This window comes from Thauera sp. JM12B12, from assembly GCF_039614725.1.
In the GTDB taxonomy this organism is placed as follows: domain Bacteria; phylum Pseudomonadota; class Gammaproteobacteria; order Burkholderiales; family Rhodocyclaceae; genus Thauera.
Genome location: NZ_CP154859.1, coordinates 1,897,600 through 1,914,520, shown reverse-complemented (window position 1 = coordinate 1,914,520; position 16,921 = coordinate 1,897,600). Strand labels below are relative to the sequence as shown.

General features: G+C 67.4%; 16 protein-coding genes. 3 read left to right on the top strand and 13 right to left on the bottom strand.

Going from position 1 to position 16,921, the window contains the following annotated elements; translation table 11 throughout:
• The first annotated feature begins 77 nt into the window (after positions 1-77).
• Positions 78-911 (top strand): EAL domain-containing protein, encoded by an 834-nt coding sequence (locus AAG895_RS08540; RefSeq protein ID WP_345795070.1) that lies wholly within the window; start codon positions 78-80, stop codon positions 909-911.
• 68 nt (positions 912-979) lie between these two features.
• On the opposite strand, the gene AAG895_RS08535 is transcribed toward AAG895_RS08540, so the two are convergent.
• From AAG895_RS08535 to AAG895_RS08480, 12 genes are all read right to left on the bottom strand, one after another.
• The gene (locus AAG895_RS08535) at positions 980-2,167 is read right to left on the bottom strand and encodes an NnrS family protein (RefSeq protein ID WP_345795069.1); all 1,188 of its coding nucleotides are present in this window, start codon (positions 2,165-2,167) and stop codon (positions 980-982) included.
• Positions 2,168-2,263: 96 nt separating this feature from the next.
• Positions 2,264-3,898 carry a cytochrome D1 domain-containing protein gene (locus tag AAG895_RS08530; RefSeq protein ID WP_345795068.1) on the bottom strand — a complete coding sequence of 545 codons (1,635 nt, stop codon included), beginning with the start codon at positions 3,896-3,898 and terminating at the stop codon, positions 2,264-2,266.
• Positions 3,895-5,103, bottom strand: coding sequence for a heme d1 biosynthesis radical SAM protein NirJ (nirJ, locus tag AAG895_RS08525; RefSeq protein ID WP_345795067.1), 1,209 nt, complete (start codon positions 5,101-5,103; stop codon positions 3,895-3,897). The genes AAG895_RS08530 and nirJ overlap by 4 nt, the downstream gene beginning before the upstream one ends.
• Positions 5,104-5,218: 115 nt before the next feature.
• Complete coding sequence (locus AAG895_RS08520; protein WP_345795066.1) at positions 5,219-5,797, bottom strand: Lrp/AsnC family transcriptional regulator; 579 nt, start codon at positions 5,795-5,797, stop codon at positions 5,219-5,221.
• Positions 5,797-6,300, bottom strand: a complete 504-nt coding sequence (locus AAG895_RS08515) for an AsnC family transcriptional regulator (protein WP_345795065.1) — start codon at positions 6,298-6,300, stop codon at positions 5,797-5,799. The genes AAG895_RS08520 and AAG895_RS08515 overlap by 1 nt, the downstream gene beginning before the upstream one ends.
• Complete coding sequence (locus AAG895_RS08510; RefSeq protein ID WP_345795064.1) at positions 6,293-7,342, bottom strand: Lrp/AsnC family transcriptional regulator; 1,050 nt, start codon at positions 7,340-7,342, stop codon at positions 6,293-6,295. Before AAG895_RS08510 ends, AAG895_RS08515 begins: the two co-directional genes overlap by 8 nt.
• Positions 7,342-8,550 carry a cytochrome D1 domain-containing protein gene (locus tag AAG895_RS08505; RefSeq protein WP_345795063.1) on the bottom strand — a complete coding sequence of 403 codons (1,209 nt, stop codon included), beginning with the start codon at positions 8,548-8,550 and terminating at the stop codon, positions 7,342-7,344. The genes AAG895_RS08510 and AAG895_RS08505 overlap by 1 nt, the downstream gene beginning before the upstream one ends.
• 82 nt (positions 8,551-8,632) lie before the next feature.
• Complete coding sequence (locus tag AAG895_RS08500) at positions 8,633-9,016, bottom strand: cytochrome c (RefSeq protein WP_345795062.1); 384 nt, start codon at positions 9,014-9,016, stop codon at positions 8,633-8,635.
• Positions 9,017-9,152: 136 nt separating this feature from the next.
• Positions 9,153-9,482: a plastocyanin/azurin family copper-binding protein gene (locus AAG895_RS08495; RefSeq protein ID WP_345795061.1), complete on the bottom strand. Its 330-nt coding sequence runs from the start codon at positions 9,480-9,482 to the stop codon at positions 9,153-9,155.
• A gap of 130 nt (positions 9,483-9,612) precedes the next feature.
• Positions 9,613-10,491, bottom strand: coding sequence for an ethylbenzene dehydrogenase-related protein (locus AAG895_RS08490; RefSeq protein WP_345795060.1), 879 nt, complete (start codon positions 10,489-10,491; stop codon positions 9,613-9,615).
• Positions 10,492-10,533: 42 nt separating this feature from the next.
• Complete coding sequence (locus tag AAG895_RS08485; protein WP_345795059.1) at positions 10,534-11,145, bottom strand: NapC/NirT family cytochrome c; 612 nt, start codon at positions 11,143-11,145, stop codon at positions 10,534-10,536.
• Between the two features lie 66 nt (positions 11,146-11,211).
• Complete coding sequence (locus AAG895_RS08480; RefSeq protein WP_345795058.1) at positions 11,212-12,894, bottom strand: cytochrome D1 domain-containing protein; 1,683 nt, start codon at positions 12,892-12,894, stop codon at positions 11,212-11,214.
• A gap of 274 nt (positions 12,895-13,168) precedes the next feature.
• Here AAG895_RS08480 and cobA point away from each other — a divergent pair, with 274 nt between their 5' ends.
• On the top strand, positions 13,169-14,065 hold the full coding sequence (gene cobA / locus AAG895_RS08475; RefSeq protein ID WP_345795057.1) for a uroporphyrinogen-III C-methyltransferase: 897 nt from the start codon (positions 13,169-13,171) through the stop codon (positions 14,063-14,065).
• 60 nt (positions 14,066-14,125) lie between these two features.
• Positions 14,126-15,568, top strand: a complete 1,443-nt coding sequence (locus tag AAG895_RS08470) for a DUF294 nucleotidyltransferase-like domain-containing protein (protein ID WP_345795056.1) — start codon at positions 14,126-14,128, stop codon at positions 15,566-15,568.
• Positions 15,569-15,591: 23 nt separating this feature from the next.
• Here AAG895_RS08470 and AAG895_RS08465 read toward each other — a convergent pair whose 3' ends face one another.
• Positions 15,592-16,494 carry a YihY/virulence factor BrkB family protein gene (locus AAG895_RS08465; protein ID WP_345795055.1) on the bottom strand — a complete coding sequence of 301 codons (903 nt, stop codon included), beginning with the start codon at positions 16,492-16,494 and terminating at the stop codon, positions 15,592-15,594.
• Between the last annotated feature and the right edge of the window lie 427 nt (positions 16,495-16,921).

The following is a 16,921-nucleotide window of genomic DNA, read 5'->3' as shown; positions in this document are numbered from 1 at the left end:
GGAGGGGAGACCAGGCCCCGTCGAGCGCAGCCCGTGAATTCGACCCTTGCGCGCTCCGGACGACCACCCTATCGTCGATGACAACGCTCCTGCCCAAGGCCGCCCTGATGACCGACAAGGAAGTTTCCCTCCCCAACCGGCCCTCCAACGAGTTGCCGGCGTGCACGCGCTGCCGCGCGCTGGAACCTCTGCCGTTCGACTTCAGCATGGCCTTCCAGCCCATCGTCAACGTGCGCTCGGGATCGATCTGGGGCTGGGAGGCGCTCGTGCGAGGCGTCATGGGCGAAGGCGCGGCAAGCGTGCTGTCGCAGGTGACGAACGACAACCGCTACCAGTTCGACCAGCGCTGCCGGACGCGCGCCATCGAGCTTGCGCATCGTCTCGGCATGTCCGAGCGGCTCAGCATCAACTTCCTGCCCAATGCGGTCTATGAACCGCGGGCCTGCATCCGGGCCACCATCGAGGCTGCGAACCGGGTCGGATTTCCGCTCGACCGCCTGCAATTCGAGATCACCGAGGTCGAGGAAGTGCGCAACGACGGCCACCTGCGCCGGATCGTCGACGAGTATCGCGCGATCGGCTTCGCCACCGCGATTGACGATTTCGGCGCTGGCTATGCCGGCCTGAACCTGCTCACCCACTTCCAGCCCGACGCCCTGAAGCTCGACATGAACCTGACGCGCAACATCGATCAGGATCCTCGACGGCGGCTCATCGTCCGGCATCTGATCGCGCTTGCGAACGAACTGCCCTGCACCCTGATCGCCGAAGGCGTGGAAACCCTCGCGGAGGCCCGCTGCCTTGCCGACATGGGCATCTCCCTGCAGCAGGGCTACCTCTTTGCCCGCCCCGGCTTCGAGTCCCTGCCCGCGCCCGATCCTTCGGTACTGGCCCGCCTGCTCGCGGCCTGACAGGCAGCGGCTGGGCAGTCAGGCCGGGGCCTGCCCCTGACGGCCGGGAGCGCGCGCCGGGCCGTCCCTCACCCCTCCTTGCCATCCACCCGCGCACGGATCAGGAAAGGCGCGTAGCGCCAGAGGTAGAGCACGAAGGCGAGCGACCACAGCGTGGCGGCGGCGTGGACCCCGCCGAACTGTGCGGCGGGAATCAATGCCACGGTCACCACCCGCACCAGGGCGGCGATCAGCACCAGCGCGTAAACGGCGGTCTCGATGCCGCCGGCCACCAGCATGCGCCCGGTGTGGCCGAGCGCGGTGCGGGTGATCATGCCGATGATGAGGCCACCGGTGGCACCGATCGCGAGCGCATGAATGCCGGCCGAGCGCGGCAGCACGCCGAACTGGGTGAGCGCGATCAGCGCGAGACCGAGCGGGATCCACAGATAGGACAGGTGCAGCACCCACAGGATGGGCTGGCCGCGCGTCGCCCACGGATTCCATCCGCCCAGGCGCACCGCCTGCAGCGCAGCGGCGGCGAGCGACACCACGCCTGCCCAGGCTCCCGCCCCGAGCGCCCACAGCAGCAGCGCGATGCCGGTGGCGATCGCTGCCGCCCAGTCGAGCTTGATGTTGCGCCACTGCTTGACGCCGCGCACCGCATTGAAGGTGAACATCGGGATCACCCGCCCGCCGACGATGGTCTCGAGCAGCACCACGAGGCCGAGCGCCAGGTGCATCGCGGTGAGCGGATCGGCCTCGATCACGCCGAGCGCGGCGAGATGGAAGACGAGGTTGGCGAGCGCGAGCAGGGCGGGCAGCGCGCCGACGAAGTAGTTGCGCTTGCTCCTGGCCTTGATCAGTACCTTGAGCAGCATGCCCGCCGCCAGCGGCAGGAAGGCGAGGTCCACGACCGCGACCCAGGCGCCGCTGCCGAAAGCCATCGCCAGTCGCCCGGCGAGCCATACCCCGGCGAGCACCATCAGCGGCTTGCCCGTGGGGGTATCGAGCCCGGTCCAGTTGCGCCCGGCGGTGAACAGGAAGCCGATGATCACCGCCACCGCGAAGCCGAAGATCATCTCGTGCGCATGCCACCAGATGCCCGGCATCGGGAGCTCGAGCGCGCCGGAGTAGGCCACCGCCCACACGGGCACCGCGATCGCGGCGAACAACGCGGCGAGCAGGTAGAAGGGGCGGAAGCCGAGCGCCCAAAGCGAGAAGGTGTCCGGCGGAATGCGTTTTGTCGTGGGTTCGTCGAGGCGGATCAGCGGCATGTTTCTTGTCTCGGTGAAACAGATGGGGTTGTTGAAGTCGGCTGCGGGGGCGGCCACCAGGGGCACGTCGGGCGCGCACGCCGGACGCGCGCCTGCTCAGTGGCTGGTGCCTTCCTCGCGCGTGATCTTGTTCCAGACGTTGTACTTGCCGACCGGCTTTCGCATCGGCAGGCGCTTGACCTCTTCGAGGGTCTGCGCGTCGAGCACGATCACCGCGCCCTGGTCTTCCCACAGGCTGGCGAGCGCGTAGCGGCCATCGCGGGTGAACTCGATGTGGGCGAGGGTCTTGCCCGGCTCGCCGGTGACCTCCTTCACCACCTCGAGCGTGTGCTTGTCGATCACCTGCAGGATGTGCTTGGCCTCCGGGCTCATCATCGAATCGACGAAGGCGTAGCGGCTGTTGGCGTGGCTGCGCAGGAAGAAGCCGGGGCCGCGGGTCGGGATGCGCTTGACCACCTCCCAGGTCTTCATGTCGATGACCGTGACCTCCCCCGCCTTGAGGTTCGTGCTCGCCATCACCGTGCGCGGCTTGGCGTCAGGCCCGGCTGCGGGGTCCTGCCATTCCCAGGTGATGCCCGAGCCCAGGTGTGGCATGCCCTCGAGCGGCAGGTTGGCGATCTTCTTGCGTACGTCGAGGTTCACCACCTGGCCCACCCCTTCGCGCGAGGCGCCCATCAACTCGGAGTAGTCCGGGGTGAAGAAGAAGTCGTCGAGCACTTCGGCGAGGATGGTCCGGCGCGGGTTGAGGTAGCCCGGAATGAAGCTTCCCTCGCGCTGGGTATAGTCGTGGATGTAACTGATCGGAATGTCCTCGACCGCCTTGGTGTAGCTGATCTCCCACACCTCGCCGACGTCCTTGAGCGCCGCGATGAAGGACTGGCGCGGGGTGGCGTCGTACACCGCCGACACGCGCGAGCTCTTCTTGCCGTCGCGGTCCTTGGCTTCGATCGTCTTGACCAGGTTGAGGTCGCCGTCGAGCAGCACCAGCGTGTGCGGCAGGTAGTTGGCCACCGCCACATGGGTGCCGTCGGGCGAGGCGGCGACGTTGCGCGTATTGATGCCGGCGCGCACCTCGGCCACGACCTTGAGGTTCCACATGTCGAACTTGGTGACCCAGCCGTCGCGCGAGGCAAAGAACACGTAGCGCCCGTTGGCGGCGAACTTCGGCCCGCCGTGCAGCGCAAAGCGGGACTGGAAGCGGAAGATCGGCTCGAGCTTGTCGCCGTCGAGCACGCTGACGTGATGGTCGCCCGCCTCCACCACCAGGAAGAGGTTCATCGGGTCGGCGTCGAACACCGGCTTGTCGGAAAGCGTCGCCGGATCGACATGGACGATGCGCGAGGCGCGGATGTCGTCGTCGGTCCACCGCGGCTCGGGCACCACCGGGGTGTAGATCCAGTCGGCGATCGCGGCGATCTCGTCCTTGTTCAGCTGCGCGGCAAAGGCCGGCATCTGGGTTGCGGTACGCCCCTCCGCGATCACCTTCGCCGCCTCGGTCTTGCGTAGCCGTCCGAGATTGTCGGGCAGCAGCGCCGGGCCCATCGCCCCCAGGCGGTTGGGCGCATGGCAGGCCGCGCAGTGCTGCTCATAGAGCCCGGGCACGTCGATGCTCGCCGTCGCCGCACTTGCCGCAGGGCCGGCGACGGTGCCCGGCGAAGCGCCGGCTGGCAGGGCCGCCAGGGCGCCGATCAGCGCGAGCAGGCCGGTGAAGGCCGGGATGCGGGCGCTCATGCGGACACCTTGTTGATGCGTGTCCACGGCGTGGTGACCACGCGCTCGGCGCCGTAGTCCTCGGCATTCACCCCGATCTCCTCGTCATGGAGGTAGCAGGCCGGATCCTCCGCCCAGGGGTTGCCGGTGACCTGCTCGGCGCGCACGCGCGAGCTGCCGTTGCAGATGTCGAGGTACTTGCATGCGCCGCAGCGCCCTTCCAGCGTGCGCGGATGCTGCTTGAGCCCGGCGAGCAGGGGGTTGGAGAGGTCGTTCCAGATCTCGCCGAAGGCGCGCTGGCGGACGTTGCCGAGCGGCACGTGCCACCACATGGTGTCAGGATGCACGATGCCGAGGTTGTCGATATTGGAGACGTTCACCCCGCTCGCATTGCCGCCCCACTGGCGCAGCTTGGCCTCGATGTGCGCGGCCTTGTCCGGGAAGCGGCGCTGCACCCAGTGCAGCAGGAAGGGGCCGTCGGCGTCGTTGTTGCCGGTGACGAAGTCCTTGTCGATGCCGCGCCGGTGCAGCTCAAGGCAGGTCTCGAAGAGCAGTTCCATCGCCTCGCGGGTGGTGCGGTGGCGCGCATCGCCGGCGCGGTTCTTGTTGCCGCGGCCCGCATAGTTCAGGTGCGAGAAATAGAACTTGTCGATGCGCTCGTCCTCGACCAGCTTCAGCAGCGCCGGCAGGTCGTGGGCGTTGCCCTCGGTCATGGTGTAGCGCACGCCGACCTTGATGCCACGATCGCGGCACAGGCGGATGCCGTGCATCGAGGCTTCGAAGGCGCCCTGCTTGCGGCGGAAGTGATCGTGCGTGGCGCCGATGCCGTCGAGGCTCACGCCCACGTAGTCGAAGCCGATGTCGTCGATCGCGTCGATGTTGGATTCGTCGATCAGCGTGCCGTTGGACGACAGGCCGACGTAGAAGCCCATGCCCTTGGCGCGGCGCGCGATGTCGAAGATGTCGGGGCGCAGCAGCGGTTCGCCCCCGGACAGGATCAGCACGGGCACGCGCGCGGCCTTGAGGTCGTCCATGACCTTGAACACCTCCTGGGTGTTCAGCTCGCCGGGGAAATCCTTGTCCGCCGAGATCGAGTAGCAGTGCTCGCAGGTGAGGTTGCAGCGCCGGATCAGGTTCCAGATCACCACCGGGCCCGGCGGGTTGCGGCGCGGGCCGGCGGGGGTCGGATGGTCGAGCTCGCGGATGAATTGGGAGATGCGGAACATGGAGGCCTCCTGAATGGCGACCATTTGACCCGACCCGCCCCGCGCAGAAAATGACGCGGGTCAAGGGTCCCGGGATCGCGCGCGCGCGCCATCCCGGCGTACGCCGGGAGGCGCGTCAGCCGCCGATCCGCAGCCCGGTCTTCTTCAGGATGCCGGCCGAGAACAGGACGTCGCGCTGCCGGCAGGCCCCGGGGAACGCCTCGTCGATCAGCGCGGCGATCTCCTCCACACGCGCGAGCGCGGCCTCGCGACTGGCGGCGTGCACCATCGCAAACAGGTTGTACGGCCAGTCGGGCAGATGGCGGGGCCGGCGGTAGCAGTGGGTGACGAACGGGAGCGCGCCCACGCGCTCTCCCACCGCGTGGATCACCGCGTCGTCCACATCCCAGACGCTCATGCCGTTGGCGGTGTAGCCGATCGCATAGTGATTGGGCACGGCGCCGATGCGGCGGATCCGACCGTCGGCAAGCATCGCGGCGAGGCGGCTGCGCACGAGGTCCTCGCCCACGCCGAGCGCCTCGGCGACCGCGGCGTACGGCCGCGCCACCAGCGGCAGCCCGCCCTGGGTGACAAGCACGATGCGGCGGTCGAGTTCCGCGACATCACGGTAGGGAAACTCATCGGGCCGCGCCAGCGCGGCGCCCTGCGCCTCCGCGCGCGCGACCAGGCCCTCTTCGGGCATGCCCTGTGCCATCAAGCCTCCAGCCTCATCTCGACGAAGTACTCGCGTTCCTTCGGGAACAGATGCACCACCAGCCCGGTAGCGGCCTCGATGCGGCGCGCGCAGTCGGCGATGCCCTCGGGCGTCTCGGTGGCGAGCACGAACCACATGTTGAGCGCGTGCTCGCGGCGGTAGTTGTGCGCCACCTCGGGGAAGGCGTTGACCGCTTCCACCGCACCCGCCCACTGCGCCTCGGGCACGGCGATCGCCGCCAGGCAGAATGCGCCGCCCATGCGCTCGATCTGGTACATCGGCCCGAAGCGGGTCAGCACGCGGTCGTCGAGCAGCGACTGCAGACGCGCGATCACCTCGTCCTCGGACAGCCCGAGCGCCGCACCCACCTCGGCGAAGGGTCGCTCGGAGAGCGGAAACTCGCCCTGGATGGCGTTGATCAGGCGACGGTCGGTATCGTCGGGCGCACGCTTCGCGGCGACGCCGCGACGGCCGGCCGGCGCTTCGGGACGGGCTTCAGACATGGGCGAGATCCTTGGCGCCGAGATAGCGCGCACCGGTCTGCTTGAAACGCCGGCAGCTGAACAGCACCGCGTGCGGATGGCGATCGAGTCCGAGGCGTACGGCAAGGTCGTCCCGCGCCGCAAGCACCTCCTCGCGCGCGCTGCCGTGGATCATGCAGAAGAGGTTGTATGGCCAGTCGGGCTGCACGCGGCGGCGGCGGTAGCACAGCGTGACCGCGGCCTCCTGCGCGAGCCGGCGTCCGAGCGCGGAGACCTCGGCGTCCGGTACGTCCCACACGCACATCGCGTTGGCCTCGAGACCGAGCTCATGGTGGCGCACGACCACGCCGAAGCGGCGGATCAGGCCTTCGTCCACCCAGCGCGCGATGCAGGCAATGACCTCGCCCTCGGCGAGGCCGACCCGCGCCGCCAGCGTGGCGAAGGGCCGCGCCTCCAGCGCGAGGCCGCCCTGAAGCGCGCCGATCAGCTGACGCTCGATCGTCGGCAACCTGCAGCCGCCATCGGCGTCGCCGAGCGCGATCGGCTCGCCGCCACGGGCGTCCGCATGGGGGCGTCGCCCTTCTCCGCCGGCCTTGAGATCGAAGCCGAGGTCGATATGGAATTCCTCCTCCAGCGGCAGCACGATGACCGCGCAACCGGTGTCGCGCTCGATACCGGCGACCACCTCGTCGAGCTGCGCGCGCGAGGCGGCGGTGACGACGAACCACAGGTTGTAGCGATGCTCGCGCTGGTAGTTGTGGTTGATCGCCGGCTCGCGGGTGACGCGCGCGGCCACCTCCTCCAGGCGTTCGGGCGGTGCCGCCAGGGCGGCCAGCGCGCTCGCCCCCAGGCGACGCGGGGCGAAGACCGCCCCCACCCGGCTCACGAGCCCTTGCGCGCTCAACCCCTGATAGGCCGCAATCACCTCCGCCTCGCCGGTGCCGACCGCCTGCGCGATGCGCGCGAAGGGACGCGGCTCGAGCGGGAAGTCGCGCTGCCACTCGTTGAGCAGGCGAAAGCCGGTGGCGTCCAGCGCCGCGGGCAGGATGGGCTGGCGCGGCATCAGAAACCCGTACGCGCCGCGCGCGTGGTGAAGAAGATGCCGCTCGGGCTCGCCGAGTCGAAGCCGCCGATCGGCTTCTTGCTCGCGGTGTCGTAGACCACCACCTTGTTGTCGTCACGCGCCGACAGCCAGACCTCGTGGCCCTTGGAGAGGAACTCCATGTGCAGGATGCCGCGTCCCGGTTGCAGGGTATCGGTGACCTGGCCGGTCACGGTATCGATGACCTGCACCCAGCCGTTGTCCGGGAAGGCGAAGTTAACCCAGATCTCGCGGCCGTCCGGGCGCGCCATCGCGAACACCGGCTGGCTCTTGACCTTGATGCGATCGACCTCCTGCCAGGTGTCGGTGTCGACCACCAGCACCTCGTGGCGGCCGATCGCCGGCAGGTAGGCGCGGTTGCCGGCGATCGACCAGCCGCGCAGGTGCGGCATCTTGAACACCGGCAGCGGCTGCTCGCCACGGCCGTAGCCGGAGAGGATCTTGCGGCTGCCCTTGTCGAGGTTCCACAGGTCGATCAGCGCCAGCCCGTCCTCGCCGAACAGGCCGGCGATGTAGTAGCGGCCGTTGGGGCTCACCAGTGCGTCGTAAGGTTGCTTGCCGCCGTCAAAGCGCTGGGTGACCGGGTTCTTCGGGTCGGAGAAGTCGGTGATGCGGATCTCGCCCGCCTCGAACAGCGCGTAGATGAAGCGCCGGCCGGAGAGATCGGCCAGGCCCACGACCTTGGAGCGGGTGCCGTCCTCGGTGGTCGCCGGCACGTCGGCGACCAGCTCCAGCGTGTTGGCGTCGAAGGCCTTGATGCCGCCCGGCTCGTAGTTCTGCGCCACCACCAGGCTGCCGTCGTGCGAGATGGAGCCGCCGATCGCGTTGCCCGCCTGCACCACGCGGCCGGCGATGCGGCGCTCGAGCAGGTCCACCTTGGTCAGGCCACCGTCGCGTCCGAACACGTAGGCGTAGCGGCCGTCACGCGAGAACACCACCGAGGCATGGGACAGGTCGCCCAGTCCGCTCACCGTGGCGAGCACGCTGCGGCCGGTGGTCTCGATGACCTTCACGTTGCCGTCGGCGCGCTCGATGACCACGCCCAGATCGCCGCTACCGCGCAACACGACCGGCGTCGTCGTGGTGCAGGCGGACAGCAGCAACACGATCGCGGACAGGACCAGGCCCCACACTGCGGGCGGCGCAAGACGGACGTTCTGGGAAGACATGAGTACTCCGGCTTCGATGCTGGGGCGCGAGCCCCGGGAGGTGCGACGCAAGGGCGGCCGCGTACGCGGGCGCCTTCTTGAATCAGGGGGTGTGGCGGGCCTGCGGCAGGCCAGCGTCGGGCGGGAAGCCGCGCATCAGCTGATCCACGATCCAGACCGCCTCGGCCTCGCTGACGATCGTGGCGAACGGCGGCATCGGGGTCCCCGGGCGGCCGCCGATGATGGTCGCCACCAGCCCTTCCGGCGGCTTGTCGGCAAGCGCCGCGGCAGTGAGCGCAGGCCCCAGCCCGCCCTTGAGGGTGAGCCCATGACAGGAACCGCAGTCCTGGCGGACGATGTGGATCAGCTCGCGCGCACGCTGCGGGTCGGGGGCGGTCGGCCGTGCCTCGGAGGCGGAGGCCAGGGCCGAGACCACGGCTGCGCCGACGAGAAGGGCGACATGGGCGACAAGGGGCGGGACTTTCATGCTCGTTTCCAACGACGATGCGGTCGGAAGCAGGATGATCCTTCAGCCCTTGCGAAACCTTGACTCGAATCAACCATGAGCCGGGTGGGGTTGTGCGCCCTCCCCGCGCGCAAGGACGGCGTCGTGGGGCGCGCGCTCAGTCCGCGACGATCACCACGCCGAGCATCTCGGGATGAGGCCCGCAGCGGTATTCGAAACGGCCCGCCTCGGGAAAGACGCGCGACCATTTCTCGCCCGGAAAGAAGCGCTCGGACTCCTCGCCAGAGCCCATGAACAGGACCGAGTGGCTGACCCGTTTCTCGTTATTCAGCCAGGTCACGGTGTCGCCCTTGCGAACATGGAGTTCGGTCGGGCTGAAGGTGTACTTCTCGATCGCCACCAGGTGCTCGGCGGCGAAGCTCGTCTCCGGCGCACCCAGCGTCAGCCCGAGGGTGGTGATCGCACACAACAGCGCTCTGCCTTTCATCCCGTCTCTCCTCGTGCCGTCGCTGACGGCACAACATGAAAGAAAGAAGCGGAAGCCCTGGCCGGACGGCCGGGACTTCCGCTCGAGTGATCCCCCGCCCGCACCGGCGGGCGGGGTCGACGCCACGGACTTACTGCTTGGCTGCCTTGACGTGACCGTCGGCATCGATGCCCAGCTTGTAGCCCAGCGAGACGTGGTGGAAGCGCCCAGCTGCGCTGTCGTCATGGATGGCGAAGCCGAAGTTGTAGGCCTTGCCCGACTCGAGTGCGACGTCGCCTTCGCCGCCCGCCAGCTTGCGGGTGAACACCACCGTCCAGTTGTCCCCGTCCTTCTTGCCTTCGGCGCTGACCAGGGCTTTGCCGCCTTCCATCACGCGCTTGTCGGCGACATGGCCGTCGAAGCCCTTGTTCTCGCCGCTGCGCCACTGGTAGAGGTCGTAGAACTTGCCTTCGGCCAGCGAGCCACCCTTCACGTACTTGGTCTTGGCGTCGTCGGCACCCGGCATGGTGCGCGAGTCGGTGTGGCAGGTGGCCCAGCAGCCGGCCTGATCGGCCAGTTCGACCTTGCCGCCGGACTCGAGCATGAACGCGATCTTGACCGGGTTCTTGTCGTCCATCTTGGCTGCACCCGAGGCCGCCGGCTGCTTCCAGGAGAAACGCAGATAAAGGTTCTCGCCGTCATGCGCCGCCTGCACCTTCACCGGGATGAAGGCCGCCTTGCCGGCGATCGGGGTGGGCTCGATCTTCTGGCCGCTGGCGATCTTCTTGCCCATGTCCGCTGCCTCGTCGCTATGGCAGTCGGCACAGGTCTCGCCCTTCTTGAGCGCACGCGCGCCACCGTGCTCGGTGCCCTTCTGGATCCATTCCAGCGGCGACACGCCCGGGTAGAACAGCGTGATGTCCTTGGCCTCGACCTTGCCCCAGTCGGGTGCCGCGGCCATCGCAGTGCCGGCACCGAAGGCCAGGAGTGCGCCCACGGCGCCAGCAATCATGGTTTTCTTCATCGTCATTTCCTCACTGTGCTTGGGTTGGACCTCGATGCAGGACGAGCCTTACATCTCGTCTTCCTCGGTCATGCCTTCCGGCTTGTGATGCGCGATTCCCTTGTGGCAGTCGATGCAGGTCATCTTGTCCTCGATGGCCATCTCGTGCTGCTTGCGGGCCCGTTGCTTCTGCGCCTCGGGGTTCATGCTCTCGAAGCTGTGGCAATTGCGGCATTCGCGCGAGTCGACCGACTTCATGCGCGCCCATTCGCGACGGGCGAGGGTCAGGCGCTTGGCCTCGAACTTCTCGCGGGTGTCGATGGTGCCGGTGATCTTGCCCCACACCTCGCGCGAGGCCTGGATCTTGCGCATCATCTTGTACGTCCAGTCCTTCGGGACGTGGCAATCCGAGCACACCGCACGCACGCCGGTGCGGTTGTTGTAGTGAATCGTCTCCTTGTACTCCTTGTACACGTTGTCATACATCTCGTGGCAGGAGATACAGAACTTCTCGGTGTTCGTGGCTTCCATCGCGGTGTTGAAACCGCCCCAGAACAGGATGCCAACCACGAAGCCTACAGCCAACAGACCGCCCAGCGATTTCTTCGACGGGCGGCGCAGGCGTGCCCAGAAGCCGCCCGAATCTTCTTGTTTGAGGTTGTCGCTGTTTCGATCTGACATGGAATTCTTCCTTCATGCCCCCGCGCCGAAGCGCGGGGGGTGTTCAGCTACGACCGACTGCGCCGATCAATAAACGTCGTGCATGGTGTTGTACACGTTGAACTTGCCGGTGGGCGTGACGACGGCCGGGTCGGTGATCACCTTCTTCACCTTGAGGGTCTTGTCGTCGTAGATCACGATCGCGGACTGATCGGTCTTGCCACCCCACAGCGAGATCCAGACCTCGTCGCCGGCCTCGTTGTACTCGGGCTGCACCGCACGACGGATCGCCTTGCTCTCGGGCAGGCCCGAATCCTTGGCGACGTCGATGCGCACCGGCTCCTTCTTCAGGTCGGCCTTGTCGAACACGAACACCGCTTCGGCGATCTCACGCTCCGGGTTCATCGGCGCGTCGGCCCAGAAGTTCTTCGACTTCGGATGGGTCTTCACGAACAGGTTGCCGGCGCCAGGCATCTTCAGCTCCTGCACCACCTTCCAGTTGTGATCCTTGTACTTGGCGAACTTCGGATCGTCGGAAGCCGTGGAGATCAGCGAGACGACGGCGTCGCCGAGGTGGCCGGTCGACCACACCGGACCAAACTCCGGATGGACGAAGTTGGCGCCACGACCCGGGTGCGGGATCTTGGCGGTATCGACCAGGGCGGCGAGCTTGCCGGTCTTGGTGTCGACCGCGGCGACCTTGTTCGAGGCGTTGGCGGCAACCATGAAGTAACGACCCGAGGCGTCCCAGCCGCCGTCATGCAGGAACTTGGCGGATTCGATCGTGGTGGTCTTGAGGTTCTTGATGTCGCTGTAGTCCACCAGCAGGATCATGCCGGTTTCCTTGACGTTGACCACCCACTCCGGCTTCTGCAGCGAAGCGACGATCGAGGCCACGCGCGGTTCCGGGTGGTACTCGCCGTCGACGGTCTGACCGCGGGTCGACACGACCTTGATCGGCTCGAGCGTCTCGCCGTCCATGATCGAGTACTGGGGCGGCCAGTAGGTGCCGCCGATCAGATACTTGTCCTCGTAGCCCTTGAACTTCGAGGTGTCGACCGAACGCGCGTCCGAACCCAGACGCACGGTGGCGACCGTGGTGGGCTCTTCGTAGAACATGTCGATGATGGTGGTCAGGCCGTCACGACCGACGGTGTACACATAGCGACCCGAAGCCGACAGGCGCGAGATATGCACCGCATAGCCGGTGTCGAGGATCTTCCAGATCTTGTGGGTGTCGCCATCGACCAGGGCCAGCTTGCCCGCGTCGCGCAGCGTGATCGCGAACACGTTCTTCAGGTTGACCTTGTTCATCTGCTTGGTCGGACGGTCCTTGACCGGAACGATCAGCTTCCAGCTGTCCTTCATGTCCTTGAGCGAGAACTCGGGCGGGATCGGCGGCTCGTTCTGGATGTAGCGAGCCATCAGGTTGATCTCTTCCTTGGTCAGGATGTCGTCATAGTTGACCATGCCGCCTTCGGTACCGTAGGCGATGATCTTCTCGAGACGGTCCGTACCGAGCTTGAGCGTGCCGCCTTCGAGCTTGGTGCCGTCAGGAGCGGTCTTGGTCCAGTGCGGCTCGAGGTTCTTGCCGGTGGCGCCCTTGCGCAGCACGCCATGGCAGCCGGCACAGCGCTCGAAGTAGATCTGCTTGCCCTGCTCCATTTCTTCGGCGGTCAGTTTGGGCGCATCCGCGGCCCATGCGCTGCTCATGGCCAGCGGCAGGATCGCCATCGCCAGAGTTGAACCAATCAAACGTTTCTTTTGCATTGCCCTCTCCTTACACGACACGGGATGTGAAACAACAGAGTGAGCGCAGTATGGTTTTTTCAAGGAGGCCCCATCCTTGATGTGAATTAATTTTCCACATGAAGCCTAGGGATAAAGTTCAGTGGCGCCGGAAAGCCCGCCAGACGCGCTCCGAGCGGACCTCGCGGGTCTTCCCGATCCGCCCCAGAGGACCGGACGGGAGGGGTTTCCAGGCCGCGCACGAATCGCCCAGACAATGAACAAGACCGCCTCACCCGAACGCCGGAGACCCAACATGTATGCAGGAAGTCAGGCATCAGACGCAGTGCCGTCGAGCAGCGCCCAGGCACGCAGCTTTCGCGCGCCATCCGGACCGCGTGCCCACCGCGGCAGCTCGGCCTCCGGCACCAGCGTGGAGGCGCAGGGTAAGCGCGGTGGCCCCGGCAAGGTGTTTCTGGTCGGTGCCGGCCCGGGCGATCCCGATCTGCTCACGGTCAAGGCGATGCGCCTGATCACCAATGCCGAGGCGGTCGTCTACGACCACCTGGTGGGCGATGCGGTGGCCGCCCTCATTCCGGCGTCCGCACGCCGCGTGTACGCCGGCAAGGAAGCGGGCAACCATGCGTTGCCGCAGCACGAGATCAACCGGCTGCTCGTGGATCTCGCCAGAGAGGGGCTCGACGTCGTGCGCCTCAAGGGCGGCGACCCCTTCATATTCGGCCGCGGCGGCGAGGAGATGGCCGCCGTGCTCGGTGACGGGCTCGAATGCGAGATCGTCCCCGGCATCACGGCGGCTGCCGGCGCGGCCTCCTGTACGGGTATCCCGCTCACCCACCGCGAGCACGCGCAGACGCTCGTCTTCGCCACCGGACACCTCAAGGACGACACCGTCGACCTCGACTGGACCGCCCTCGCCCGCCCCCGCCAGACGGTGGTGATCTACATGGGGCTGGGCGCGCTCGACATCATCTGCGAACGCCTGATCGCACACGGCCTGCCCGCGCACACGCCGGCTGCGGTGATCCACGCCGCCACCACGCCCGCGCAGTGCGGCGTGAGCAGCACCGTGGCGTGCCTGCCCGAGGCGGTGCGCGCTGCCCGCTTGCGAACCCCCGCCCTGATCATGATCGGCGAGGTCGTCGCGCTCGACCCGGGGCTGCTTCTGAGCCAGGCGCTGCACGCCAGCGCCTGAGCGCAACCCGGCAACGGGTAGAATGACGCCTGTTTACGGCGCAGCGAGGCGCGTACAGGCATGGCAGACGAGAACGAGTTCTTCCGCCCGATCCGGGATTTCTATCAGCGCAGCGTGGTGAGCTGCACCGCGGACGACGACCTCGTCGACATCGTCGCCCGCATGCGCGAGCGCAGCATCTCGTGCGTGGTCGTGGTAAGCGATGGCAGGCCCAGCGCGATCCTCACCGACCGCGACCTGCGCAACAAGGTCGTGGCAACCGGCAGGCCGCCCTCCACGCTGCGGGTCGCCGACGTGATGAGCGCCCCGCTGCATACGATCGCAGAGGACGACGTCCTCTACGAGGCGCTCTACCGCATGTCGCGGCACAACATCCACCGCCTCGTCGTCGTGGATGCCGCCGGGGCGCTCGCCGGCATCATCACCGTCACCGACATCCTCCGTGTGCAGGCCCATTCGCCCCACCAGCTCGTGCTCGACATCGAGAAGGCGGACTCGCTCGACGCTCTGCGCGAACTCCACGGTCGCATCCAGAAGCTCATCGTCCACCTCGCCGGAACCGGCATCGCGATCCGCGAGATGGTGCGCCTGATCGCCAATCTCAACGACCAGGTGCTGATTCGCCTCATCGAGCTGTTGCGCGCCGAGCGCTACCCCGACCTCACGCCGGATTTCGCGTTCGTGGTCATGGGTAGCGAGGGTCGCGGCGAGCAGACGCTGTCGACGGACCAGGACAACGCGATCATCTACGCCGACAGCCTGAGCGCCGCCGAGGTCGCGCGCCTGGAAGCCTTCTCGCAAGAGCTTATCGACGCGCTGATCTCGATCGGCGTCCCGCCCTGCCCGGGGGGCATCATGGCGAAGAACCCGCAGTGGCGGCGCAGCCTGGCGGCCTGGCGGCAGGAGCTCACCCGCTGGCTCTCGACGCCAACGCCGGAGAACGTCATGACCGGCAGCATGTTCATGGATCTGCGCCCGATCTACGGCCGCACCGACCTGGTGGAGGCCTTGCGCGACCACGCCTTCCACTACATGAGCCAGGAACAGGGCTTCCTCGTGCGCATGGCGCAGAACATGACGCGCTTCGCCCCGCCGCTCGGCTGGTTCGGGCGCATCAAGGTGGAGAAATCCGGCCCCCACCGCGGCGAGGTCGACCTGAAGAAGGCCGGCATCTTCGCCATCACCGACGGCATCAAGGCGCTCGCGATCGAAGCCGCACGCCTCGAGGGCAGCACGCACGACCGCATGGAGGCCCTGGTCGAGTGCGGCGTGATGCGACCCGACCAGTTCGCCGACCTGCGGGCGGCGTTCGACTTCCTCGTCATCATGCGCCTGCAGGGCCAGGTCGCCGCGTTGCGGGCGAACGCGACGCCGAGCAACTACGTCGCGCTCGACCGCCTGAATGCGATGGAGCAGGGCGAACTGCGCCTGGCGCTCGAGGGCGTGGAAAAATTCCAGTCCTTCATCCAGCACCACTTCAAGCTCCAGCTGCTGCGCAACTGAGCCGTCGCGGGCCCCGGGGGCCGCTAGTCCTCGATCAACTGCCGGTGCACGCAGATCGCGGTTGCGCGCGGGCGCACCTTGCGGCCTGCGGCCTCGAAGTGGGCACGCGTGAAGGCTGCGCCGAACAGCAGGATCAGGGCCGAATAGTTCACCCATAGCAGCAGCAGCACCAGCGAGGCTGCAGCGCCATAGGTCGAGGCAGTCGCCGTGGTGGACAGGTAGATCGCGATCAGCGCGCGCCCGAGCGCGAACAGCAAGGCGGTGACGAAGGCGCCGAGCAGCACGTCCCGCCAGGCCAGCACCACGTCAGGGAGCACGCGGAAGATGGTCGCGAACAACAGCGTGACCACGACCAGCGCCACCAGCCAGTCCAGCCCGAGCACCACCGGGACCGGAATCGGCAGCCAGTCCTGCGCGAAGGTGACGGCCGCACGCACGAAGACGCTCAGCGTCAGCGACACGAGCAGCACGAAGCCGATCCCGAGCACGACCGCCAGCGACAGCAGGCGCGTCTTCAGGTAGATGAACACGCTGCTGCGCGTCGGCCGCGGCGCCACCCCCCAGATCGCATTGAGCGCGTTCTGCATCTGTGTAAACACCGTCGTCGCCCCGAAAAGGATCGCGCAGACGCCGGCGATGGTCGGCAACAGGCCGCTGTGCTGGATGCGACTGTTCTCGACCGCGGTCTGCACCGCGGCCGCCGCCTCCGCCCCGATCGCGGATCGCAACTGCTCGACGATCTGCCCTTGGGCCGCGCTCTCACCGAGTACGAGGCCAACCAGGGTCACGGCGACGATCACCACCGGCGCCACCGAAAACACGGTGAAGAAGGCGAGTGCGGCCGCATGCACGAACACCTGGGCGTCCAGCCACAGCCGCAGGGTCCTGCGCAGCACGCGGAGCCAGTAGCGGACGCAGGCCGTCATGCGCCCCCTCCAGCAGACTTCCGGCCACCCGCCGCCTCCCTGCAGCGATGGCAGCCCCCTCGTCTGCGGCAGGGCACGGCTCCCCACGCGGCGACCCCGGCCATTGACCGGGCTGCGGGGACGGACTGCGGAAGGGGCGTTGCGACACGACGGGACATGAGAATCACGAAGGAGTAGCGATGATGCTGTTCGAACGCGCGCCGGCCGAGGGCGAGCCGGCGACCCGCTCGATCTTACCGCAGGACCGCGCCCGTCCCGGCGCGCGATGCCGGGAGCGCGACACGCCTGGCCATCACGCCCCGTCCTCGCTCCTGCGTGATCACCCTTGACCCGGCTCCGAGGGCGCGCTGGAATTACCCATGCTTATGAATACCTTGAGCAAACTTATGGTTTTGACTATCGTCGCGAACGGGGGCTGACACGCTCA

Coding starts and splice junctions, on each gene's coding strand:
- AAG895_RS08480 (WP_345795058.1), bottom strand. CDS start 12,894: ATGCAAAAGAAACGTTTGATTGGTTCAACTCTGGCGATGGCGATCCTG.
- cobA (WP_345795057.1), top strand. CDS start 13,169: ATGTATGCAGGAAGTCAGGCATCAGACGCAGTGCCGTCGAGCAGCGCC.
- AAG895_RS08465 (WP_345795055.1), bottom strand. CDS start 16,494: ATGACGGCCTGCGTCCGCTACTGGCTCCGCGTGCTGCGCAGGACCCTG.
- nirJ (WP_345795067.1), bottom strand. CDS start 5,103: ATGTTCCGCATCTCCCAATTCATCCGCGAGCTCGACCATCCGACCCCC.
- AAG895_RS08500 (WP_345795062.1), bottom strand. CDS start 9,016: ATGAAAGTCCCGCCCCTTGTCGCCCATGTCGCCCTTCTCGTCGGCGCA.
- AAG895_RS08520 (WP_345795066.1), bottom strand. CDS start 5,797: ATGGCACAGGGCATGCCCGAAGAGGGCCTGGTCGCGCGCGCGGAGGCG.
- AAG895_RS08530 (WP_345795068.1), bottom strand. CDS start 3,898: ATGAGCGCCCGCATCCCGGCCTTCACCGGCCTGCTCGCGCTGATCGGC.
- AAG895_RS08540 (WP_345795070.1), top strand. CDS start 78: ATGACAACGCTCCTGCCCAAGGCCGCCCTGATGACCGACAAGGAAGTT.
- AAG895_RS08515 (WP_345795065.1), bottom strand. CDS start 6,300: ATGTCTGAAGCCCGTCCCGAAGCGCCGGCCGGCCGTCGCGGCGTCGCC.
- AAG895_RS08510 (WP_345795064.1), bottom strand. CDS start 7,342: ATGCCGCGCCAGCCCATCCTGCCCGCGGCGCTGGACGCCACCGGCTTT.
- AAG895_RS08490 (WP_345795060.1), bottom strand. CDS start 10,491: ATGACGATGAAGAAAACCATGATTGCTGGCGCCGTGGGCGCACTCCTG.
- AAG895_RS08485 (WP_345795059.1), bottom strand. CDS start 11,145: ATGTCAGATCGAAACAGCGACAACCTCAAACAAGAAGATTCGGGCGGC.
- AAG895_RS08505 (WP_345795063.1), bottom strand. CDS start 8,550: ATGTCTTCCCAGAACGTCCGTCTTGCGCCGCCCGCAGTGTGGGGCCTG.
- AAG895_RS08495 (WP_345795061.1), bottom strand. CDS start 9,482: ATGAAAGGCAGAGCGCTGTTGTGTGCGATCACCACCCTCGGGCTGACG.
- AAG895_RS08535 (WP_345795069.1), bottom strand. CDS start 2,167: ATGCCGCTGATCCGCCTCGACGAACCCACGACAAAACGCATTCCGCCG.
- AAG895_RS08470 (WP_345795056.1), top strand. CDS start 14,126: ATGGCAGACGAGAACGAGTTCTTCCGCCCGATCCGGGATTTCTATCAG.